Annotated in this window: 14 protein-coding genes; all 14 read right to left on the bottom strand. The window is 66.4% G+C overall.

Annotation, left to right across the window (positions count from 1 at the left end; translation table 11 throughout):
- Positions 1-259: 259 nt before the first annotated feature.
- Positions 260-976, bottom strand: a complete 717-nt coding sequence (locus NL241_RS03155; protein ID WP_487695962.1) for a LuxR C-terminal-related transcriptional regulator — start codon at positions 974-976, stop codon at positions 260-262.
- A 378-nt stretch (positions 977-1,354) separates the two neighbouring features.
- Positions 1,355-2,551, bottom strand: a complete 1,197-nt coding sequence (locus NL241_RS03150) for an FAD-dependent monooxygenase (protein WP_494396742.1) — start codon at positions 2,549-2,551, stop codon at positions 1,355-1,357.
- A gap of 20 nt (positions 2,552-2,571) precedes the next feature.
- Complete coding sequence (locus tag NL241_RS03145; RefSeq protein ID WP_487695964.1) at positions 2,572-3,729, bottom strand: GNAT family N-acetyltransferase; 1,158 nt, start codon at positions 3,727-3,729, stop codon at positions 2,572-2,574.
- 28 nt (positions 3,730-3,757) lie between these two features.
- Entirely contained in the window at positions 3,758-4,909 is a 1,152-nt protein-coding gene (locus NL241_RS03140) for a GNAT family N-acetyltransferase (protein WP_487695965.1), read from the bottom strand.
- The gene (locus NL241_RS03135; protein ID WP_487695966.1) at positions 4,906-5,991 is read right to left on the bottom strand and encodes a glycoside hydrolase family 113; all 1,086 of its coding nucleotides are present in this window, start codon (positions 5,989-5,991) and stop codon (positions 4,906-4,908) included. Before NL241_RS03135 ends, NL241_RS03140 begins: the two co-directional genes overlap by 4 nt.
- On the bottom strand, positions 5,991-6,767 hold the full coding sequence (locus tag NL241_RS03130) for a polysaccharide deacetylase family protein (RefSeq protein ID WP_494396741.1): 777 nt from the start codon (positions 6,765-6,767) through the stop codon (positions 5,991-5,993). Before NL241_RS03130 ends, NL241_RS03135 begins: the two co-directional genes overlap by 1 nt.
- Positions 6,764-9,457 carry a glycosyltransferase gene (locus tag NL241_RS03125; protein ID WP_494396740.1) on the bottom strand — a complete coding sequence of 898 codons (2,694 nt, stop codon included), beginning with the start codon at positions 9,455-9,457 and terminating at the stop codon, positions 6,764-6,766. The genes NL241_RS03130 and NL241_RS03125 overlap by 4 nt, the downstream gene beginning before the upstream one ends.
- Positions 9,454-10,581, bottom strand: a complete 1,128-nt coding sequence (locus tag NL241_RS03120; RefSeq protein ID WP_494396739.1) for a hypothetical protein — start codon at positions 10,579-10,581, stop codon at positions 9,454-9,456. The genes NL241_RS03125 and NL241_RS03120 overlap by 4 nt, the downstream gene beginning before the upstream one ends.
- Positions 10,578-12,566, bottom strand: coding sequence for a hypothetical protein (locus NL241_RS03115; RefSeq protein ID WP_494396738.1), 1,989 nt, complete (start codon positions 12,564-12,566; stop codon positions 10,578-10,580). Before NL241_RS03115 ends, NL241_RS03120 begins: the two co-directional genes overlap by 4 nt.
- A gap of 4 nt (positions 12,567-12,570) precedes the next feature.
- On the bottom strand, positions 12,571-13,704 hold the full coding sequence (locus NL241_RS03110; RefSeq protein ID WP_494396737.1) for a glycosyltransferase family 4 protein: 1,134 nt from the start codon (positions 13,702-13,704) through the stop codon (positions 12,571-12,573).
- The gene (locus NL241_RS03105; RefSeq protein WP_487695972.1) at positions 13,701-14,909 is read right to left on the bottom strand and encodes a glycosyltransferase; all 1,209 of its coding nucleotides are present in this window, start codon (positions 14,907-14,909) and stop codon (positions 13,701-13,703) included. Before NL241_RS03105 ends, NL241_RS03110 begins: the two co-directional genes overlap by 4 nt.
- A gap of 23 nt (positions 14,910-14,932) precedes the next feature.
- The gene (locus NL241_RS03100) at positions 14,933-15,811 is read right to left on the bottom strand and encodes a glycosyltransferase family 2 protein (RefSeq protein ID WP_487695973.1); all 879 of its coding nucleotides are present in this window, start codon (positions 15,809-15,811) and stop codon (positions 14,933-14,935) included.
- Between the two features lie 75 nt (positions 15,812-15,886).
- Positions 15,887-17,680: a glutamine--fructose-6-phosphate transaminase (isomerizing) gene (gene glmS, locus NL241_RS03095; protein ID WP_494396736.1), complete on the bottom strand. Its 1,794-nt coding sequence runs from the start codon at positions 17,678-17,680 to the stop codon at positions 15,887-15,889.
- Positions 17,681-17,926: 246 nt separating this feature from the next.
- Positions 17,927-18,712 carry a response regulator transcription factor gene (locus tag NL241_RS03090; RefSeq protein WP_487695975.1) on the bottom strand — a complete coding sequence of 262 codons (786 nt, stop codon included), beginning with the start codon at positions 18,710-18,712 and terminating at the stop codon, positions 17,927-17,929.
- Positions 18,713-18,738 lie beyond the last annotated feature (26 nt).

The raw sequence follows: 18,738 nt of genomic DNA, 5'->3' as shown, positions 1-18,738 counted from the left end.
ATTCCGCCCGGCATGTCACTCACTATCAATGGACGGCGACTGTTAGTACATGGGCCATTAGATCCAATCTTCGAAAGTGCGGATCTAGTTCCGATTGTGAGTGGCCGGCCTTCTCGAAAACCGCACGAGCCGACCGCAGTTGGGCCGATACGCCAACGTAGCTGGTATCGAAGGGGACCGTTCGTCCGTCGGTGACCGGCAGCCCGCCGACGGGCCTTCTGCGGGCACCTGAGTGGGTACTCTGACCCGGACCCTTGGGTCAGGTGTCGAGCTCGGCCAGCCGCAGGGTGCGGAACCGCGCCGCCGCTTCGGACCGGGTGCTGACCCCCAGTTTGGTCAAAACACTGTGTACATGGTTTTTCACAGTGTGCACCGCGATGCTCAGATGCGCGGCGATGTCCCGGTTGGACAGCCCCATCTCCAACAGTCGCAGTACCTCCACCTCACGGGCGGTGAGAACCAACTTCTTGGTGACGACACGGCGCTGCGCGGCAAGCGCAGACAGGCGTCGCAGCAGGACTGCCGAGACTCTCGGAGAATGTGCAGGTTTACCGTCCGCAACGCGTCGGATGAGGGCGAGCAGCTCGTCAACCGACTCGCTGCGCAAGTGGTACCCGGCGGCGCCGGCCTCGGCACACGCGGCGATGCCGGCCTCGTCGTCAGAGGCGCCGATCACCACCACCGCCGTGGTGGGGCTGATCTCGAGTGTCGCCTGCAGGAGCATGGCACTGTCACGCGTATCGAGATTGACCAACACCAGATTGGGTGAATGCTCGGTCAACACCTCGTAGAGCGTCGGCAGATCCCAGGCGAACCATGGTGTCGCCCAGCCGTTTGCGGAGATCACCGCGGCCAGGTTCTCCCGATAAAGCGTGCAGTCGTCGACGATCAGCAACACGCATTCCCAATCAGCCGGACTCTCATCGGAAGTCACCCGGTTGAACGCGGCCGCCGCAGCCGACCTCTCGGCGGTCATGACTGTTGCCGAGTTTCCCAGTCAGCGCGCATAGTCTTCCCCATATCACCCTCCAACGGGTGACTCCCGTCCGGTGCAAACGTGCCCATTGTGCTCACGAAACCAGGGCATTGTCAGCCGGATACCGCATGCCGGGGTCTTAATCCTTGCGTTGGCCAGCATCACGGTCCGTCGTTGTTTCTTGCCCGCCGCCGTCGAGCCGAGACCGCCGGCGAACCCCCGGGACCCTCTCAGCAAAGCTCAGGCGCGCGTTGGGGCCTTGTTCTGTCAGAACCGGCGACGCTTCCTGGCTAACCCCCGAAGCCAGGAGGCAATGCCGCAGGACCAGCCCAAACGATTTGCTGACCACCGTTGCGACAGACCGGATTCCGAGAACGCTCACGCGGCAGTTCCACCGGAACGCACCAACGGTCGGGCCAACCGGGCGCGGAGACTCTCCAGGGCGGCCGATCTTTCCGAGATCTGGTTGAGCCGGTAGTACAACCGGGGCGGGACGTAAGGGAGAATCGGCGAAGAACGCTTGAGCAGCAACGCCGAGAAAGCGTCCGCGGGCAGATCGGTGTACCGGGTGAGATCTTCGTACCATCCTGCGCTCCGCCGCGCCCATCCCTGCAAAGGGAGAATCGCCGCCTTGCGTTCCGTTTCGTATCCGCTCAGCGCCAGTTCCAGATCCGTTTCCTTACAGAGCTTTTCCGCCAGACAGATCGCGTCGTCGAAAGCGAGCATGGTGCCCGCGCCGATGCTGTAGTGCGTGGTATGCGCCGAATCTCCGAGCAAAACGGTGCGGCGGTGATGCCATCGCCTGTTGGTCACCGTCCGGAAGGTGAGCCAGCGCGCGTCCCCGCGATCAGCTCCACCGATCAGAAGGGGGTGCCCGCCCAACTGCCGCCGGAAGATGTCCCCCAACACCGCGACACTCTGGTCCATCGTCATCCTGTCGAAGCCCAGCCCGGTCCAGGTCCGGGACGAACACTCCACGATGACTGTGCTGGTCCGGTTGTCGAAGGCATACGCGTAGAACCAGATCGGGCCGGATTCAGTGTCGGCGAACGCGAAGGTGAACGCGTCGAACACCTTGTTCACACCCAGCCATGCATACCTGTTGTCCCCCATCACTTCCCGGGTGCCGAAACCGTCGACGTGCTCTCTGCGCAGCCGGCTGCCCGCGCCGTCGGAGGCCACGATCAGGTCGGCAGTCGACAGTTCGGGCGGGTCGGCGTCGGTACGGAAACGCACGTCGACGCCTGCCTCGGTGGCCCGCCTCGCCAACAGGTCGACCAGTGTGCGTCGACTGATACTGAAGCCCTCCTCACCGTGGGTGAGGGTCTGGACGCCATCGAAGTCGACAGCGGTGTCGGTCCACCGGAAAGAGTGGGCGCGCAACTCCGAGGCCAGCGATGGATCGCTGCGTTGCAGCTCGGCCAACAGCGAGGGCAGGAACGTCACGCCCCAGCCGTATGTCGAGCCTGGCTCGTTGCGCTCCAGAACGGTTACTTCGCCACTCGGGTTTCGTCGTTTCATCAGAGTCGCGAAGTACAGCCCGGCGGGCCCACCTCCCACGCACACGATGTTCATCGGTCGTCCTTTCCGAGCGGTCATCTGACCGACCCTGCTTCGGAGCGGCTCGCCGGCCGACCCCCCATCCCACGGCGCACGTACGAATCGATGCGGGCACCTTGAGTGCGCACACTCTGTGCGGCCCGGAACAGCGCAGAATGCCGCCGGGTGAACCGCCGCAGTGAACGTTCCGAGGCGTACCGGACCATCCGGGGCCCCGAGGCAGCCGAACGTCTGACCACTTCTCCGGCCGCGACCATGACCTCACCGCTGCTGAACATCTCCTTGTAACTCGCTGCGCCCGCGCCCATGTCGATTCGCTCGATGCCGGCATCTGCTGCCGACCGCGCAAGCTGCAGTATCTGGATCAATCCGGGCGAATACTTCGGCAGTTCCCTGTTGTAGGTCAGGTGCCAACCCGCCAGCACCGGCCCGGCACGCAACCCGAAATGCAGTGCCACCAGTTGATCACCGGCATATAGCTCCGACTGTAATCCTGCGAAATAATCTGTGGTGCAACCCATCAGCTCTTCCATGAGCTGCATGACCCAGCGCCTGGAGAACACATCGATGGCCCCCGTCCTCTGGCACTGCGACGATTTCCACGCCATCAGGGTGTGCAGAGCTCGCGGGTCGGTGGAGTCGAGAACAAAGCGGAGTTCGCCGACGTCGCGGGCCAGGCGACGTTCCTTGGTCGCCAGTTCCCGCAGCGACACCCCGCGGTGTTTGTGGTCCGCGGCCGCGGCCTTGGCGCGCTGGCGGGACAGGAACTCGTCATACCCGCCTGAGACGTCCATGATCGGCGACGGGAGCTCCGACTGGTGGTAGGCGACGAACGGCCGCTGCGCGTTCAACAACCGATCGAACTTCCACACCACCAAGCGGCACGCCCGCATCAGCTGCTGCGGGTCCCATTCCAAGCCCGCTTCATGGACCAGCCCCTGGCACCCGTTCACGCCCGGAGCCACCGGCACCCCGACCCCCAGCGCGTGACGCTCGAAGGGGAGGAAGCCGACGATGCGCCCGCCATCGGCCAGCACAGCCACTCTGGTCTGACGGCGTACCCGACCCGCGGCGCAGGTGAATTCCGGCGCCAGAAAGGGATTGGCCAGCGCTGGTTCAGACCGCTGGAATCCCCGCCAGATCGACAACTCGCCCTCCCCGAGTTCCTCCGGGCGTACAACGGTGATCTGCATGCCTCTTCTCCCCCGTTACTCGTGGCCGTCAGACCTCGGCGCGGTCCACCACTCGATCGTGAGTTCCCCTGTGTTCCACGGGCGTGACGGTGCCCACCCGGCGTCGAACGGACGCGTCCGCGCGCAGGTAGCCGGCTCGGGCGCGTTTGGCGACCCGGTGCAGCGACGGATTGTCCTCCATCAACCGGTGAAGCCGTGCCGAGGGCGTGCGCTTGGCCCAGTGCAACGCGGCTCCCGGTGACCGCCGGACCACATGCCCCTGGCCGACCATCACGTCGCGGCTCTTGAACACGTCTTTGTACGGCTCACCGCCAGGGCCCATGTCCAGGCACTGGACCCCGGCGTCAGCCGCACCCTCGGCGAGCAGCAGGTTCATGATCAAACCGGGTGAGTACCGGCCGAAGCGGGCGTCGTAAGCGGGGAACCACAGCACCATGGTCCGGTCGGTGCGCATCCCGAAGTGACCGGCCACGGGTTCGTCGCCCGCATAGAGCATGGACAAGACGCCGGAGAAGTTGTCGGATCTGGTGTCGAGGAGATGCTCGACCAACTGCACGATGTAGGGCTTCGCGAATCGATCCGACCATCCGGAGCGCAGGTACTGCGCCGATTTCCATCCCATCAGTGTGTGCAGGGCACCCAGGTCAGGTGAATCGAACACAAACCGCAGATCTCCGACCTCACGTGCGAGTTTGCGCTGCTTTCGCAGCACGCCCCGGAAGGTGGTCGAATTGTCCTGTAGACAGGCCAGATAAGGCGCGAATCCGGCGGAGAAGTCCATGACCGGAGAGGCGACCCGCGTACTGCGGTACATCTCGAGGGGGCGTTGCCCCGGGGCCAGGTGGTCGAAGTCCCACACCGCGAGCCCACAGGCCCGCAGGAGCTCGCGCGCGTCGAAATCCAGCCCCGGTACGTGCACCACGCCTTGGAAATCGTTGTACCCCGCCCCGATAGGCACCCCTTGCCCCAGTCCACGCCGCTCGTAGGGGAAGAACCCGACGATATCGGGTCCTTCCGTGAGAACCGCGGTACGCGCATGCGGTCGCACCCGGGCGACACTCAACGCGAAATCGACTGATAGAAAGGGATTGTCGAGCTCGGCCGTCATCTTCTGAATACGGCGCCATGCATCGATCTCGGTCTGACCGAGTTCACCGGGATGCACCACACTGACTCTCATCGTGCTCTCGCCCACCAATCGCGAACCACTTGCTCGGCAGCCTTGCCCCTGATGGGAAAGCCCAGCGGTTCGCCACTACCGTCGTCGGGCAATGCACTCCACACCCACCAGTACACCCCCGCCCACCAACTCTCCTGGCTGAAGGAGGACAGCAAGGCCTCGTACGCGGCGGCCTGCTCGGCCTGGTTCGGCGTACCGCTGATGGTCCAGTCGTGGGGTCGGGTGGTGGTGCCCTGTTGGCTGGTGTATGCGGCCTCGGTGAACAGGATCCGGCGCCCGTTGCGGGCGGAGAAAGCGGCCAGGTCGGATCTGATGGGGACCCAGGCCTGTTGCAGGGCAGCCACATCCGTGGTCGGTGAGGTGCTGAGCGGCCAGTATGCATCGATACCGATCAGGTCGACGGCGTCCCAGAACGGCACCTCTGCGTACTCACCGGGGTCGGCCGCGTACACCAGTGTCCCGCGATACTGCGCGCGCACGGCCGCGATCACCTGCACCCATGCGTCGCGATCGTCGGAAACCGAGGCGAGTTCCGTGCCCACCGCAAACTGTTCGACACCCATACGCGCCGCGATCGACGCATAGTGAGTGATGAACGTGGTGTACGAGGCGAACCATGCCGGCCGGTCCGCAGGCGCGATCTGGGAGCGAGACCCGTTGTCGGCCAAGTCGACATGGGGTTTGAGGAACACCTTCAACCCCTGCGCATGCGCCAGCGTGATCGCCCGTTCCAGGCCGGCGTCACCGGCTGTCCGCGACGTCCGCGCGATCTGGCTCGCGCCGACCGAGTTCTGGTACCAGGTGGGATTGAGCTGGACCCACGTCCCGCCCACCGCCGATACCTCGCTGAATGCCGCCGACACCTGGGGTCCGTCGTATCCCGCTGCTTCCCAGGTCGGGAGCGCGAAGCCGCGTTGTGTCGGCCCGGGTTCACCCTGGGCAGGTCCCGCGGTGATCGCGTAGGCGACACCGGCGAGAGCCACCAGTACGGAAAGAACCGGTGCCCAGAGGAATCGGTCCCGCCGGTACCGGCCGCTCGTCGGTTCAGCCGTCGAATGGTGCCACTTCAGCTTTTCCCACATCAGCTTGTCCCCCCGCGTCGTAGGGCCCAGCGGTTCCGGACGGTCAAGGCGGAAACCAACCGCTTGGCGTCCATCCGCCAGGGACTGTCCCCGTTGTGGATGTAGGTGCGCGGGATCGCATGGCGGCCGATCTCGGTGGACCGCCAGATGGCACACCCGTAGTCGTAACCGGCATCCCGTACCGCGCCGACCGCGCGGGTGTCCACGCTGCCGTAGGGATAGCAGAAGCCTCGCACCCGCTGCCCCAGCAGATTCTCCAGCGCAGCCTTGCTGTGGTGGACCTCGGTCGCGAGCACGGCACTGTCGGTGCCCGACCCCAGCGCGACATGGTTGACCCCGTGTGACGCGATCTCGATCCCCGATGCCGCGATGTGCCGGACCTCGCTGTCGGTCAGCAGCGCCTTCTCCGGGCCGGGCCGATCCCAGTCGTTACTTCCGCCGAACCGTCCGGTCAACACGAAAACGGTTGCCGTGAAACCGAACCGGTCCAGAACCGGCATCGCCTCGGTGAGGAAGTCCCGGTAACCGTCATCAAAGGTGAGGCCGACGAGTCCGCGCCCGTGCCCCGCCGCCGAAGCATCGACCAGCGCCGCCATGGAAACACCCCGCAGCTTCCTGGAGCGTAACCAGCGCATCTGCTGTTCGAACCGTTGCGGCGAGACGGTGACCTCGTAGGGATCCTCACGCTCCGGTGCGACCGAGTGGTACATCAAGACGAGCGGCATCGTGGCCAGACCCGGCCCGACGCCAACGCGGGTGTTGGTAAAAGCGGTCATGCTTGCGCCCTCTCCCCCACAGCTGTCGACTCAGAATCGATCACTCGCCGGTACACCGCCTCCACCCTCGGCGCCACGTGCGAGAGCGTGAACTGCGCCGCCTTCGCGGGCCCGGCACCGCCGAGCCGCGTCCGGAGTGGTTCGTCCTTCAGCAGGATCTGCAGCGCACCGGCCAGTGCCGTGGTGTCACCGGGAGGGACGTGCAAGCCCTCGACACCGTCTGCCACGACGTCCAACAGCCCGCCGAGCGCAGAGACCACGCAGGGGGTACCCGCAGCAAGGCACTCGACGGCAACCAATCCGAAACCCTCGGGGACCCGGCTGGGCACCACGCCGATGGCGGCGTGTCGCCAGGCCGCCACCACGTCGGCATGCGGAACGTGGGTGACCACCGAGACGCCCGGACGGTCCTCGACGTGGAAGTCTGGGCGCGGCAGCCCCGCGAGAACCAGTGGCACGTCAACACCGTTCGCCGCGAGCATCGTGTGAGCGTCGAGCAGGACATCGACTCCTTTGTGTGTGCCCAGCGCGCCCGCATAGAACAGGTAGGGGCCCTCCGGCGGTACGAAAGCCGGTCGCGCCGCGGTCCGTTCGTCAGTGGCGAGACTCAGGAGGTCGTCTTCGATGAAGGTCGGGATCACCTCGACCGGCCGGTGGTCGGCGGGGCGGGGCGCCGAACCGCGCGCCGCCAGCGCCGACGACGCAGCCATCCATTGCGCCACCTCGCGGTGTCGGCGAGAGCCGATCTCGTACAGGCCGGCAGCCAGCGGGATCCCTTTCAACCCATAGTGACCCGCGGCGCAGCTCGTGCATTTCCGCAGCCCCGGACCGGTGCACAGGCTGTTTCCCTGGTACAGCATCGTTTTCGTGGCACACACCTGGCTGTGGTCGTGCGCGGTCGCCACCACGGGCACTCCCGCTCGCTTAGCGGCGCCCAGGACGCTGTACAGGATCCAGCCGTGCGTGTGGATGACGTCCGGTTTGAAGGTCCGGATCAGTTCTGCGAATGACCGGGCGAACAGTGGGTCCGGAACGGGCGGGAAGAACAGACGGTTGCGATCTGCGTAGGCTCCGGGCACCGAGGCCATCGCCATCGTCAACCGGTGCACCTGGACACCGTCGGTGTCCTGTCGGTCTGCGGCGTCCGGGTGCGGCGCGGTGGCGATGGCCACCGAATAGCCCTGCGCGGCCTGGAACCGCACCAGCGACGCGATGGCCAGTTCGAGACCACCGACGTTCGGCAGGAAGCTGTCCGTGGCGTGCAGGACGCGCAGACGGCGGGCACCTTGCTCGCCCTCTGCGGGCCGCATACGCCGGCATGACATGTAAAGCGGCGCAGACGATGCCTGCGCGTCGACGGCGGGGACAGCGGAGGGGCGCTGCTGTGCGCGCGACCGCCGGAAGGCGATGGCCGCGACCGTGGTGGCGACGATCAGGGAAGTGCCGAGCGTGGCCAGGCCCGCCCCGAGGATGCCGAAGTGCGACATCAGCAGCCAGGCCAGCGTCATGGTGAGCAGCGCGTCGGTCACCGTCATCGCAGCCACCTCGGCCAGCTTGCGGCGCACCCGCAGGATGGTCACCGCCAACTCGATCACCGCGACGGGGAAGGCGGACAACAGCAGCACCACCAGGAGTGTGCTGTGCTGGGCGTAGTCGGCGCCGAACAACCCGAGGATCTCGGACGCGAGGAGGCTGGTCACGATCACCGGGACGGTGACCAGGGCGGCCATCATCCACAGGGCCCGATTCACCTGCGCCCGAAGCTGTTCGGGACGATCGGCGCAGTCGGCCAGCAGCGCGTTCGTGATCGCCGTGGACACCGAGACAAAAGCTCCGCTGACCATCCAGGCCATCACGAGGTAGGCGACCTGGTCGGCGGGAAACATCGCGGCAGCCAGGATCGGCATCGCGAAGTCGGGTGAACGCGTGCCCAGGGTGGCCAGATGCTCCCACGCCACCGCACCCCGTAACCGGGTCAGCCAGATGGTCCCCGGACGGAACCTGAATCCGGGTGTGGCGCGGGCGAACAACCGCAGAGACAGCAACAGGGACACGGCGAGTGAACCCACCCACACCGTGAGAATCGTGCGCGCCGCAGCGGTGTCGGCTGCGGTCGCCAGTAGGCCCACACTCAGGAGCGCGCCGACTGCGGTGAGTCGCGACAGGCTGGCCACCGTGGTGCCCAGCAGCGACAGTTCCGCCCGCCGAACCCCCAACAGCGCCGCGTTCACCACGAGCAGCAGGGCCGTACCCGCCGATCCCACGGCCAACAAGCTGACCAGCCAACCGGTTCCGACCGCGGTGTGCACCGAGTCGGGCAGCAGCAGCGCTCCGACAGCTCCACCGCCCGACGAAGCGGCCGCGGTGAGAACCAGGGCGGTGCTGAACAAGCCGCTGCGTTCTCGGGCATCGGCGCCGGGGAGCAGTCGCGTCAGAAGTGGTTCGAAGCCGGCGGCGGTGAGGATCGCCACGAGCGTCATGGCGGAGATCACCGTGCTCGTGGTGCCCACCGCGGTGGCCGAGACGTGGCGCGCACAGGCCATCCAGAACAGGTACCCGAGCAGTGAACTGACCGGGATCAGGGCCAGTAGGGCAACGCTGTTGCCCACCAGCCCCCGCCCCCCTGCCTGGTGGGCGCTGTCGGCCGGCTGCGACGTGACCGCCCCGGATGCGGTCGTCTGCGCCGTCATTGTTCACACCACTGCGGCGCGATGACACCCTGCACCAGCAGGCCGGACGTGGCGTCCCGGAGGGTCAGTTTGGCCGGGCTGGTCCGTCCATCGACATGAGACACGCTGCTGCACAACAGAGGTCGACTGGTCGGATCGAGGATCACGAGGAGCACCACATGATCGGCGGTGTGCTGGGTGAATTCCGCGAGTATCCGGGCCGGGACCGCAGCGCCGGTGTCGTCGAATGCGTGGAAATCCGCTCGTTGAATCAACTCGGCCCCTTCCGGGCTGATCGCGGTCAGTGCGAAGGCGAGGTCGTACTCACCGGTGGGCCCGACGATCTGCTCGGCGCTGAACGCTGACGGCATCCGTTGCTGGGGAGACCATTTCCCGCCGGCCACCAGCAGGATCGCGGCGGTCATCTCGATCATCACCACCGACACCACGATCATCCTGGTGTGGCGCCGGCTTCGAAGTGCCGGAAGCTGCGGACGGCGGCGCATCCCGACCGCCGTCAACACCGCGCACGCCAGCGCGATCAGCCAGTTGAGTCCGCGCAGCGCACTGTGGTCGGCGTCGAAGGGCCACAGCGTCATGGCCGTCCACATCACCCCTTGCGCGCACAACGCTCCGACGACCAGCGCCAGTATGGTGCGCGCCCTGGTTTCCACCGGTCTGCGAAGCAGACCCAACGCCACGCCCAGGCACACCGCGGCGGTGGCCGCCACCGTCGTGCCCACCAGAACACCTGTGGTGACCCGTGCGCCCCCGGAGATCTGGTGGACAACGGGACCCACGAGGGCGTACCACGCCAGCGTCGCGCCGATCCGGGTGGCCAGCCAGGCCGGCAGCCCAACTCCGGACCGAATCATCACGGCGCACAGCCACAGACCCGGTACCAACCAGATACCTATCAAGCCGAGCACGATCGACGTCCGCCACGCCAGGGCGTCGAGATCCGATTGAGCTGGAGCCATCTGCCAGGTGTAGAGCCACTGGGCCACCGCCAGACAGCTGACGCCCAATGCGGATGCGCCGAGAACGCGCCGCCGCGGCAACCGGTCCCGCAGCATCTCGAAATAGCGCGCATCGGCGTCATCGCGATCGCGCGTATCGATCTCGAGGTAGGTCGGTTTCGTCATGGCGCGTCCGTTCGGCAGCTACCGGCCATCCCCGTCGGGATGGTGGCGCGGAGCATCTCGGCGTCGACCTGGTAGACGGTCAAGGGACCCGCCGCGTAGACGGCGTGCAACCAGGGCAGGCAGTTGAATCGGTCCAGCGCCGACTGCGGATACGGCTCGGTGCCGTCGACGCCCGGTTCGTCCACGGTGAACCAGAAACCCAGCCTCGGCCGGGTCGTCGACATCCGTGCGTCGACCACGAAGTATCGGATCTCGGCGTCGAGGACCTGTTGGAGCACATCGGGGCGCACAGGTTCGGCACTCATGTACAGATCCCAGATCGGGAACGTGACGCTGGGCGACAAGGTGGCCATCCGTCCGACCGACCCGAGCTGCTGAGACACATACCGATCAGCCATGACGGGCGTGTCCACAGCTGTCCGCGCCTCCATCCAGGCTGTGACCGCGCCACCTTCCTGCGAGACCGACCTCATGTCGTCACCGACGTTGGGGCGCCCGGGAAATCGTGTGGAAACGTTCGATCCCACCGACGCCGCGCCGATCGACATGACGACGAGTACGACACCCGCGGCCGTCACCCCGGCCGCCGGTCGGCCCAATACGCCGCGAGGAAAACGGTGTGTGACAACGTATCCCGTGGCGATTCCGCAGACCACAGCCAAGCCGATGAAGCTGAACGCCCATGAGCGGTGCGCACCCTCGGCGCCGCCTTTGGTCAGCACCATCGGCAGACTGGCGAAGTACATCGCGCCGATGGCGGCGAAAGCCCACGGGAAGGACCCCAGCGTGTGCCGGAGCCGCCACAGCACCGCGATCCCGATCAGGAACACCAGTAGCGCCAGGACGGGGAACAAGAAACCCGCCACCAGCTCGTAGAGCGGATTCTCCGCCCCGCTGAACAGCGCGCGCTCCCCCGTCTGCGCCGCCTCGGGTTGATCGCCGAGACCGGTGAGATCGGTCAGCTGAGCCCCGCCGCGGGTCAGCGCCGGGCTGAGGTAGGTGACCAGCCATTCATACTTGTTGGACCACCAGAAGGCGATCGAGGCGGTCAGGCAGAACCCCGCGAACGCCAAGGGCCAGATCCGCTCCCGCTGTGTGCCAAGGCGTTTGAGGACTCTACGGCAGAGCAGCTCGACCGCGATCAGCGCGCCGATGATCAGGCAGAGGATGATCGTGGTGAGATGGTGGACGATGGGCAGTGTCGCGGCGCAGAGTGCGATGGCGGTGATGTACCGCGGACCCGGGCGTGAGGCACATCGGCAAGCACCGATCGTGACGGCCAGACACCACAGCAGCATCGGAAGCGCCAGGCTCTCGTAGGAGACCGCGGTATCGAAGTAGGCCCAGGACGGATTCAGCGTGTAGAAGACCGCACCCGCGGCTGCTGCCGGCGCGATGACGCCGAGTGCCCGCACCAGCTGGTAGACAGCCAGGACCGACAGCACGTGCGCCAACACGATGATCAACATCCCCGCATGCCACAACGGGAGTCCGGTCAGCCGCGCGAAGGCGCTCACGGCCTGGTGCAGCCCGGGAAACTCTTTGGTGATCGGCAGTAGGTAGGAGACGTGACCGACGTCGCCCCGCAGAGACGTCTCGATGGCTTGCCGCAGATGCGCGAACTCATCAGCGCTCAAGGGACCGGACGGGCCACGCAACAACGTGGGAACCATGCCGAAGAGGCCGATGCCGGCGAGCGCGCTTGTTCGCAGAACTCCGTCGATTCTCGCTGCGCAGGCCACGGCGATGAGCGGGAGCATGCCGCCCAGGAAGCCGGCCCAGAACAGCGCGAACTGTAATTGGTCGGGTTCGGGCTGGCCGGCCGCGTGATGAAACGACAACAGGACGAGTATCGCCCCCACCGGCGGCATGACGATGGCGGTCGCCAGCCGTGCTCGCCGCCAGTGTGAGCCGGAACCGAGAGCGTGGGCACCCGAAACATGTTCGGGGGCTGACTCTTCGACGGTGGATACGGTCAGCACCATTACCTCACCGCAGGACCGAGGTGAGCGTGTCGAACAGCTGATCTGCCATCTCGTCGACGCTGGGCAGCGTGCACCGGGCGGCACGCTCGCTGCGTGATCCCGGGTCCGCGAGCACGGCGGCGATGGCATCGGCGTAGTGCACGGCATGATCGGGCTCAGGCCCGTCGATGCCGCACAGGCGCACCTGGGCAGCGGTCCCGGCCAGGCGCGTCACCTCCCGATGGGCCGGGATGTCGCTGGCGACGACCGGCAGTCCGGCCACCAGGGCCTGCGCGAATCCGATGCCGAATGCCTCGCGGGTACTCGCCGTCGCGTACACATCGGCCGAGGCCCACCATCGCCGCAGGACGTCCTCGTCGACCGCACCCGCAATGGTCACCACACCGTCTGCACGCAAGCTCGTGACGAGCCGCGCGATGTCAGCCAGCGCGGGCCCGTCGCCGACCACGACGAGCCTGGCCGGTACGGCACGGTCACGCAGTTCGACCATCGCGCGCACCAGGACGTCGGTGCGCTTGTACTGCTCCTGCCTGGCAACCGTCAGGACCAGGGGGATCTCGCCGACATCCGCCGGTTCCTGCCCACACACGGGATCCGCGACTCCCAACGGCACCACGGCGATCTTCGATCCACCCGCCTGGTCCGGGAAATCCCTGGCCACCAAGTCGGCTTCGGCTTCGGTGTCCACCACGATGCGCCGACTCATCGCCATCAGCCGGCGCCCGGCTGGGCGGTAAGGCCGGTGTAACGCCTGCCGAAGGGGAGTGTGGCCACCGCCGTGGTAATGCGGGGTGAGGACAACCGGGGCCGTCGCCCGCTGTGAGGCCAGCCAGGCCAGCGGAGTGTGATAGCTGTGCAGCCACATGACGTCGAAACGGTTCGGCCGCCACGCGGCTCGCACCGCAGCCGCCGAAGGCACGTCGAACACATCTCTCAACGGAAGACGGTGTCGCTCAACGGTGTATCCGTCCCGGGCTTCCGACACCGGCAGTTCGGAATGCCGAGGAACCTGTGTCACGACGGTCACCTCGGCGCCCTTGGCGGCCAAGGCCGCCGCTGCCTGTGCGGTGTAGGTCTCGACACCACCGCGAAACGGGGCGAAACGCGGCACGATGACACCGATCCGCGGGTGTGTCACACGAAGACCCCCGTCACGCGATGTGCACGCCTCGCTGTCGGCGTTCCGGCGGGCGCGGCCTCGGGCTCGGGTGCGGACCAGCCGGCGTCTATCCGGCACAGCAGGCGCTCGTAGCGCTCTGCCGTACGAGACCATGTGTGCGGGTCGGTATGCGACAGCCCCACCAGCGGAAGAGCCTTGCGGATCCCCTCGGCCAGATCCACCGGGTCCCCGGGCGCCACCAGTACCGCCCCCGAATAGTCGGCCGCCGCTTCGACAAGGCCTCCGACGGCGGTGGTGACCACCGGTAAGCCGCAGCTCATCGCAATGTGCAGCGGTCCGGACGCCGACGAGCGGCGGTACGGAAGCACCACCATGTCCGCGGCGGCGAAGAATCCCGGGACCTCGGCATCGGCGACGTACCGGTCGACAATGGTGAGGCGGTTCTCCGGGAGGATCGATGCGAGCTGGTCCAGCGGTGCCCGGTAGCCCTGCCAGACCTCCCCTACGACGGTCACGTGGACGTCCACCCCCGCCGCGGTGAGCAGCCGCACCGCCGCGGCGATCTCGCTATGGCCCTTGTAGGGGCGCACCACCCCGAAGGTCAGCAGCCGCACCGGCTCGCCGGGAATGCGTACGCGTGCCGGCGGTGCCTTGTATTGCGCGTAGGGGCCGTGTGGGATCACCTCGAGAGGTGTCTGGGCCAACTGCGGATAGGCGTCCAGAACAGCGCGTCGGTCGAACTCTGAATGCACCACCACGGCATCGGTTCGGCTCAACAGGAACCGCATTCCTGCCCCCGCGTACGCCTTCGCCAACGGCAGACGGGCCTCGCCGACGTCCTGAACCTCGTGGAATTCCACCACCAGCCGCGCGCCCACCCGCTTGGCCAGCCAGGCGATGACGAGGTAGCTGTGCAGCACCGTGCCTGTCCACCACTGGAGAACCACGACAGTGGGGCGGGCACGTCGCCAGAAGCGCAGCGCGCGCAGGGCCGATGCCCCCCAGTACCAATCCAATCCGTTGAAAACGGGGACCTTGGGATACTTCAGTGTCCCGTCTGTGCGACCGACGCGCGCCCGACCGGGATACGCTGCGCGGGGGCAGATCCTGCGAAGCAACAGCATCGACACCGCTCCGCGGGTGCCCAGAGCAGCCGCGAGCAGTGAGGTGTAATAGCTTATCCCCGAAAGGAATCGGTCGCCGGGACCGACCACCAGAACCATGGGACCAGCAGGGGCGCGTCCACTCACGCCGGCCGCCGAGCGATCGCCGGCCCCGCCGGAGAGTCCGTGCGTCGGCGGTTGAGCAAAGCCTGTGCCAACCGCCCCGTCAACCCCGTTCGCCGGCCCCGCAAGACCGTCACCAACACCCGGGTGCCGTCCCGGACCACGTGCAGGTTGGACTTGCCCGTGCGCCGCGGCAGTTCCAGACTGGGCACCTCGGCGATCCTCAGTCCGCTGTGCACGGCCTGGACGGTCATCTCCGCCTCGATCTCGAAGCCCGTCGCCGCCAAGCCGAGGTGCTCGAGGTATCGACGGTGGAACGCGCAGAACCCGTAACAGAGATCGGTCAACTCGGCGTCGTACAGCGAGTTGAACACTGCCAGAAGGAACCGGTTGCCCAGCCGCCGCAGTCGCGTGATGTCCAGCGACCCCCCGCCGGCGATGAACCGCGAACCTTTGACGAAATCGTAACCATTGGACAGGAAGTGGAGGTAGTGGCGGATCTCCTGGGGCAGCATGCTGCCGTCGGCGTCCATCATCACGATGATGTCGCCGGTGGCGGCCATGAAACCCGTCCGCAGCGCCGAACCCTTCCCCACACCCTCCTGGTCGACGACCCGGACATCGGGACGCGCCCGGCAGGCGGTGATGAGTGTGGCGTCGGTGGACCCCCCGTCCACCAGGATGATCTCGTCGACGTCATCGGTGATCTGCTCGAGGACCCAGGCGATGTTGCGCGCCTCGTTCCTGACCGGGATGACCAGGCTCACCGAATTGGTCTGCTTCCTACCGTCATTGAGCACCTCGGCCGTGTAATCGACATGTGCTCTGGCCGCGGCGACGGCCAAACCGTCTGGAAGCCGGTGGTTTTGCCGCCCGTTGTTGATCTGTAGGTCGCTCATGGCATTCCCCCAATTGTGTTGATCTCTAGTGTCTTTGGAAGTATGGGAAAAGGGCTGTGCAGCTGACTCATCGGCTCACTCCACGGTCACGGACTTGGCCAGGTTCCGTGGCTTGTCCACGTCCCGACCCAATGCCAAGGCCAGATTGCGGGCCAGGATCTGCAGCGGAATCGCGCTCTCGACCGGCCCCCAGGGCTGTGCGTCCGGCTCCACCACAGCGACAGTGCTGCCCGGACCACCGATGCTGATGATGCGGCCCCCGCGCGTTTCCACCTCGGCGACATTGGCGCGCAGCTTCGGGTCGCCGTTGTCCACCACGACGACGGGCGTGCCCGGGTCGACCAGCGCCAGCGGTCCGTGCTTGAGTTCTCCCGCGGGGTAGTGCTCGGCCCATCGGTAGGTGAGTTCCTTGAGCTTGAGCGCACCTTCGGCCGCGTAGGGAAGACCGGCACCCCGCCCGAGGAAGATCACGCCGCTTGCGGTGACCAATTCGTCTGCGAGCGTCGGGATTACGCACTTGGCCACCGTGGCGGCGGCGGCCAGGCGGTCCGGGAGGCCCCGCAGGGCATCCACCGCTTGACCGGCCAGCGTGGTGCTGAGGCGATCCATCGCCACCAGTGCCGAGATCATCACCGCGGTGCCGGCAACGATCTGGCAGATGAAGGTCTTTGTGGCCGCCACCCCGATCTCAGGACCTGCCATACAGGCCATCACCGCATCGGCTCGCCTCGCCAGCGTCGAATGCCCGCTGTTGGTGAGCGCCAGGAGTGGCCGCCCCACCCCCAAGGGAGCGGCCACAGCATTGAGGACGTCGGCGGTTTCGCCCGACTGGCTGATCGCCAGTTGGAGTGTGCCCCGCTCCAGGATCTCGCCCGCGGCTTCACTCGCCACGGTGACATGCGCGGGCAATCCACCGAGAGCGCGGACCACATTGCTGATCACCATGCCGGCATTGATCGATGTGCCGCAACCGATCACCTGCAGACGCTCGAACGGCGCCATCCCCAGGTCGCGCCAGAGCCCGCCGTTGGCGATACCCCCGCCGAACTCGTCGAGCACCCTGGCCACCGCCGCGGGCTGCTCGTCGATCTCCTTGGCCATGTAGTCCGCATGGCCGTTGAGACCGGTGTCAGCAGCGCGCCAGGTACAGCGTGCCGTCAACGGGCGCCGCCTCGAGGAGCTCATGCGGCGCGCCGGCACACTCTCGACAGCGCTGAGCTCCATGACGTCACCGTCTTCGAGGACCTGGAACTCCTCCACCCAGTCGGCAAGCGCCGCAATGTCGCTGGCCGCGAAGACCCCCCAGGAAGTGCGCGCGACGAGTAACGGGGATTGTTTTGCGGCCACCACGACGCGGCCGGTTCCCTCTTCCAGCACCGCCAGCGCCCAGGATCCCTCGATCGGTTCGAGGGCGGCATGCACGGCGTCGAGGAGGTCACCGGAAACCACGAGCTGGTCTTCGATGAGGTGACACAGGACTTCACTGTCGACGGTCGAGGTGAAGTGGTGCCCGGACGTCTGGAGTGCACGCTCGAGCAGACCTGCATTGGTGATGATTCCGTTGTGCACCAGATGGATTCGTCCGGTGCAATCGGTGTGCGGGTGCGTGTTGTCGACGCTCACCGCTCCGTGTGTGGCCCAACGCGTATGACCGATCCCCACGCCGTCGAGCTCCGGTCCGGACCAGTCTGTCAACGCCTTGTCGAGTGCGCCGACCCGCCCGACGGTGCGCACCCTGGCCACGTCGCCCCGGGTGGTCTGGATGGCGACACCGGCCGAGTCGTATCCGCGATACTCGAGCCGGCGTAGCGCCTGGACCAGGTAATCGACTGCGGGACCGTTGGTTCGGCACGCGATGATGCCGCACATCAGTTCCACCTCGGATCGCTGTGCCCCAAATTGAACGACCTGTTGTTCAGAACCCGCCATGCCCCGAACCGGGAGCATCGGTTCCGCCTGTACGCGCTCCGGTACTCGGACTGGTGAACGCCTAAACCGTTCGCCAGCAGGCGATTACACCGGGCTGGTTCCGACTTCGCTGACACTCCATAACTATCGGCTTCCGCAACGTTTTCGTACATGGGTAATCCGAGCGAAATTTGCCTAGTTCGCGGTCTAGTTCTGCCGTGGGGATCCACGGTCTACGCGCATCGCCCGCGAGAGTGCCGCGGCCTCGGCCCTGGTGTTCACTCCGAGCTTGGTCAACAGGTTGTGGACATGGTTCTTGACGGTGTGTACCGCAATTCCCAGCTGCACAGCGATATCCCGATTTGAGCGACCCAGTTCGAGCATCCTCAGGATCTGGATCTCGCGCGCTGTCAGGGCTGGATCCCGGTCGCTCGACTGGGGTGCCAGAGCAAGCGAGGAAAGCCGCCGCAACAAGATTGCCGCGATGCGAGGTGGGCAGGAGGACATTCCGTTAGCTACCGCATGCACCAGCGCGATCAGGTCTTTCAGAGAGTCGGTCCGTACGTGGTATCCGACAACACCCACTTCTGCGCACGCGACGATCTCGGCCTCGTCCTCCTCCGAGGCACCGAACGCGATGACACGAAGATTCGGGTTGATGTCCATCGCCGCCCTCAACAACAGGTGCCGGCCCCGAGTGGCCATGTTCACGAGCACAATTCGCACCCCGTCGTCCTGAAGTGCCGGGACCAGGGAGGCGAGGTCCCACGCACTGTGGGGTGGCGGGAACCCGTTGAGGACGAAGACCGCCGCCAGATTCTCCCGGAACAGCGTGCAGTCATCGATGATCAAGATCCGCTCGTCGAGCGGGGGCCCTTGACTGGCCACCTGTGACCAGGCCGTCGCCGCGTCACGCTCATCCCGTGGTGGTGAGCCCCAGCCGCGCGGACTGTCCGGGCCTTCGTTCCAACGCTTCACGTCAGTGTGAGACACGGCGCACCGCCTGCGGAGTACGGCCA

The sequence above is a fragment of the Mycolicibacterium sp. SMGY-1XX genome, assembly GCF_059132455.1.
Note: the sequence above shows the minus strand (reverse complement) of the source record. Positions and strands in the feature narration are given on the sequence as shown.

Coding starts and splice junctions, on each gene's coding strand:
- NL241_RS03115 (WP_494396738.1), bottom strand. CDS start 12,566: ATGGTGCTGACCGTATCCACCGTCGAAGAGTCAGCCCCCGAACATGTT.
- NL241_RS03145 (WP_487695964.1), bottom strand. CDS start 3,729: ATGCAGATCACCGTTGTACGCCCGGAGGAACTCGGGGAGGGCGAGTTG.
- NL241_RS03140 (WP_487695965.1), bottom strand. CDS start 4,909: ATGAGAGTCAGTGTGGTGCATCCCGGTGAACTCGGTCAGACCGAGATC.
- NL241_RS03125 (WP_494396740.1), bottom strand. CDS start 9,457: ATGACGGCGCAGACGACCGCATCCGGGGCGGTCACGTCGCAGCCGGCC.
- NL241_RS03150 (WP_494396742.1), bottom strand. CDS start 2,551: ATGAACATCGTGTGCGTGGGAGGTGGGCCCGCCGGGCTGTACTTCGCG.
- glmS (WP_494396736.1), bottom strand. CDS start 17,680: ATGTGCGGCATCATCGCGTGCCGAACCAACGGTCCCGCAGTCGATTAC.
- NL241_RS03130 (WP_494396741.1), bottom strand. CDS start 6,767: ATGACCGCTTTTACCAACACCCGCGTTGGCGTCGGGCCGGGTCTGGCC.
- NL241_RS03155 (WP_487695962.1), bottom strand. CDS start 976: ATGACCGCCGAGAGGTCGGCTGCGGCGGCCGCGTTCAACCGGGTGACT.
- NL241_RS03135 (WP_487695966.1), bottom strand. CDS start 5,991: ATGTGGGAAAAGCTGAAGTGGCACCATTCGACGGCTGAACCGACGAGC.
- NL241_RS03120 (WP_494396739.1), bottom strand. CDS start 10,581: ATGACGAAACCGACCTACCTCGAGATCGATACGCGCGATCGCGATGAC.
- NL241_RS03105 (WP_487695972.1), bottom strand. CDS start 14,909: ATGGTTCTGGTGGTCGGTCCCGGCGACCGATTCCTTTCGGGGATAAGC.
- NL241_RS03100 (WP_487695973.1), bottom strand. CDS start 15,811: ATGAGCGACCTACAGATCAACAACGGGCGGCAAAACCACCGGCTTCCA.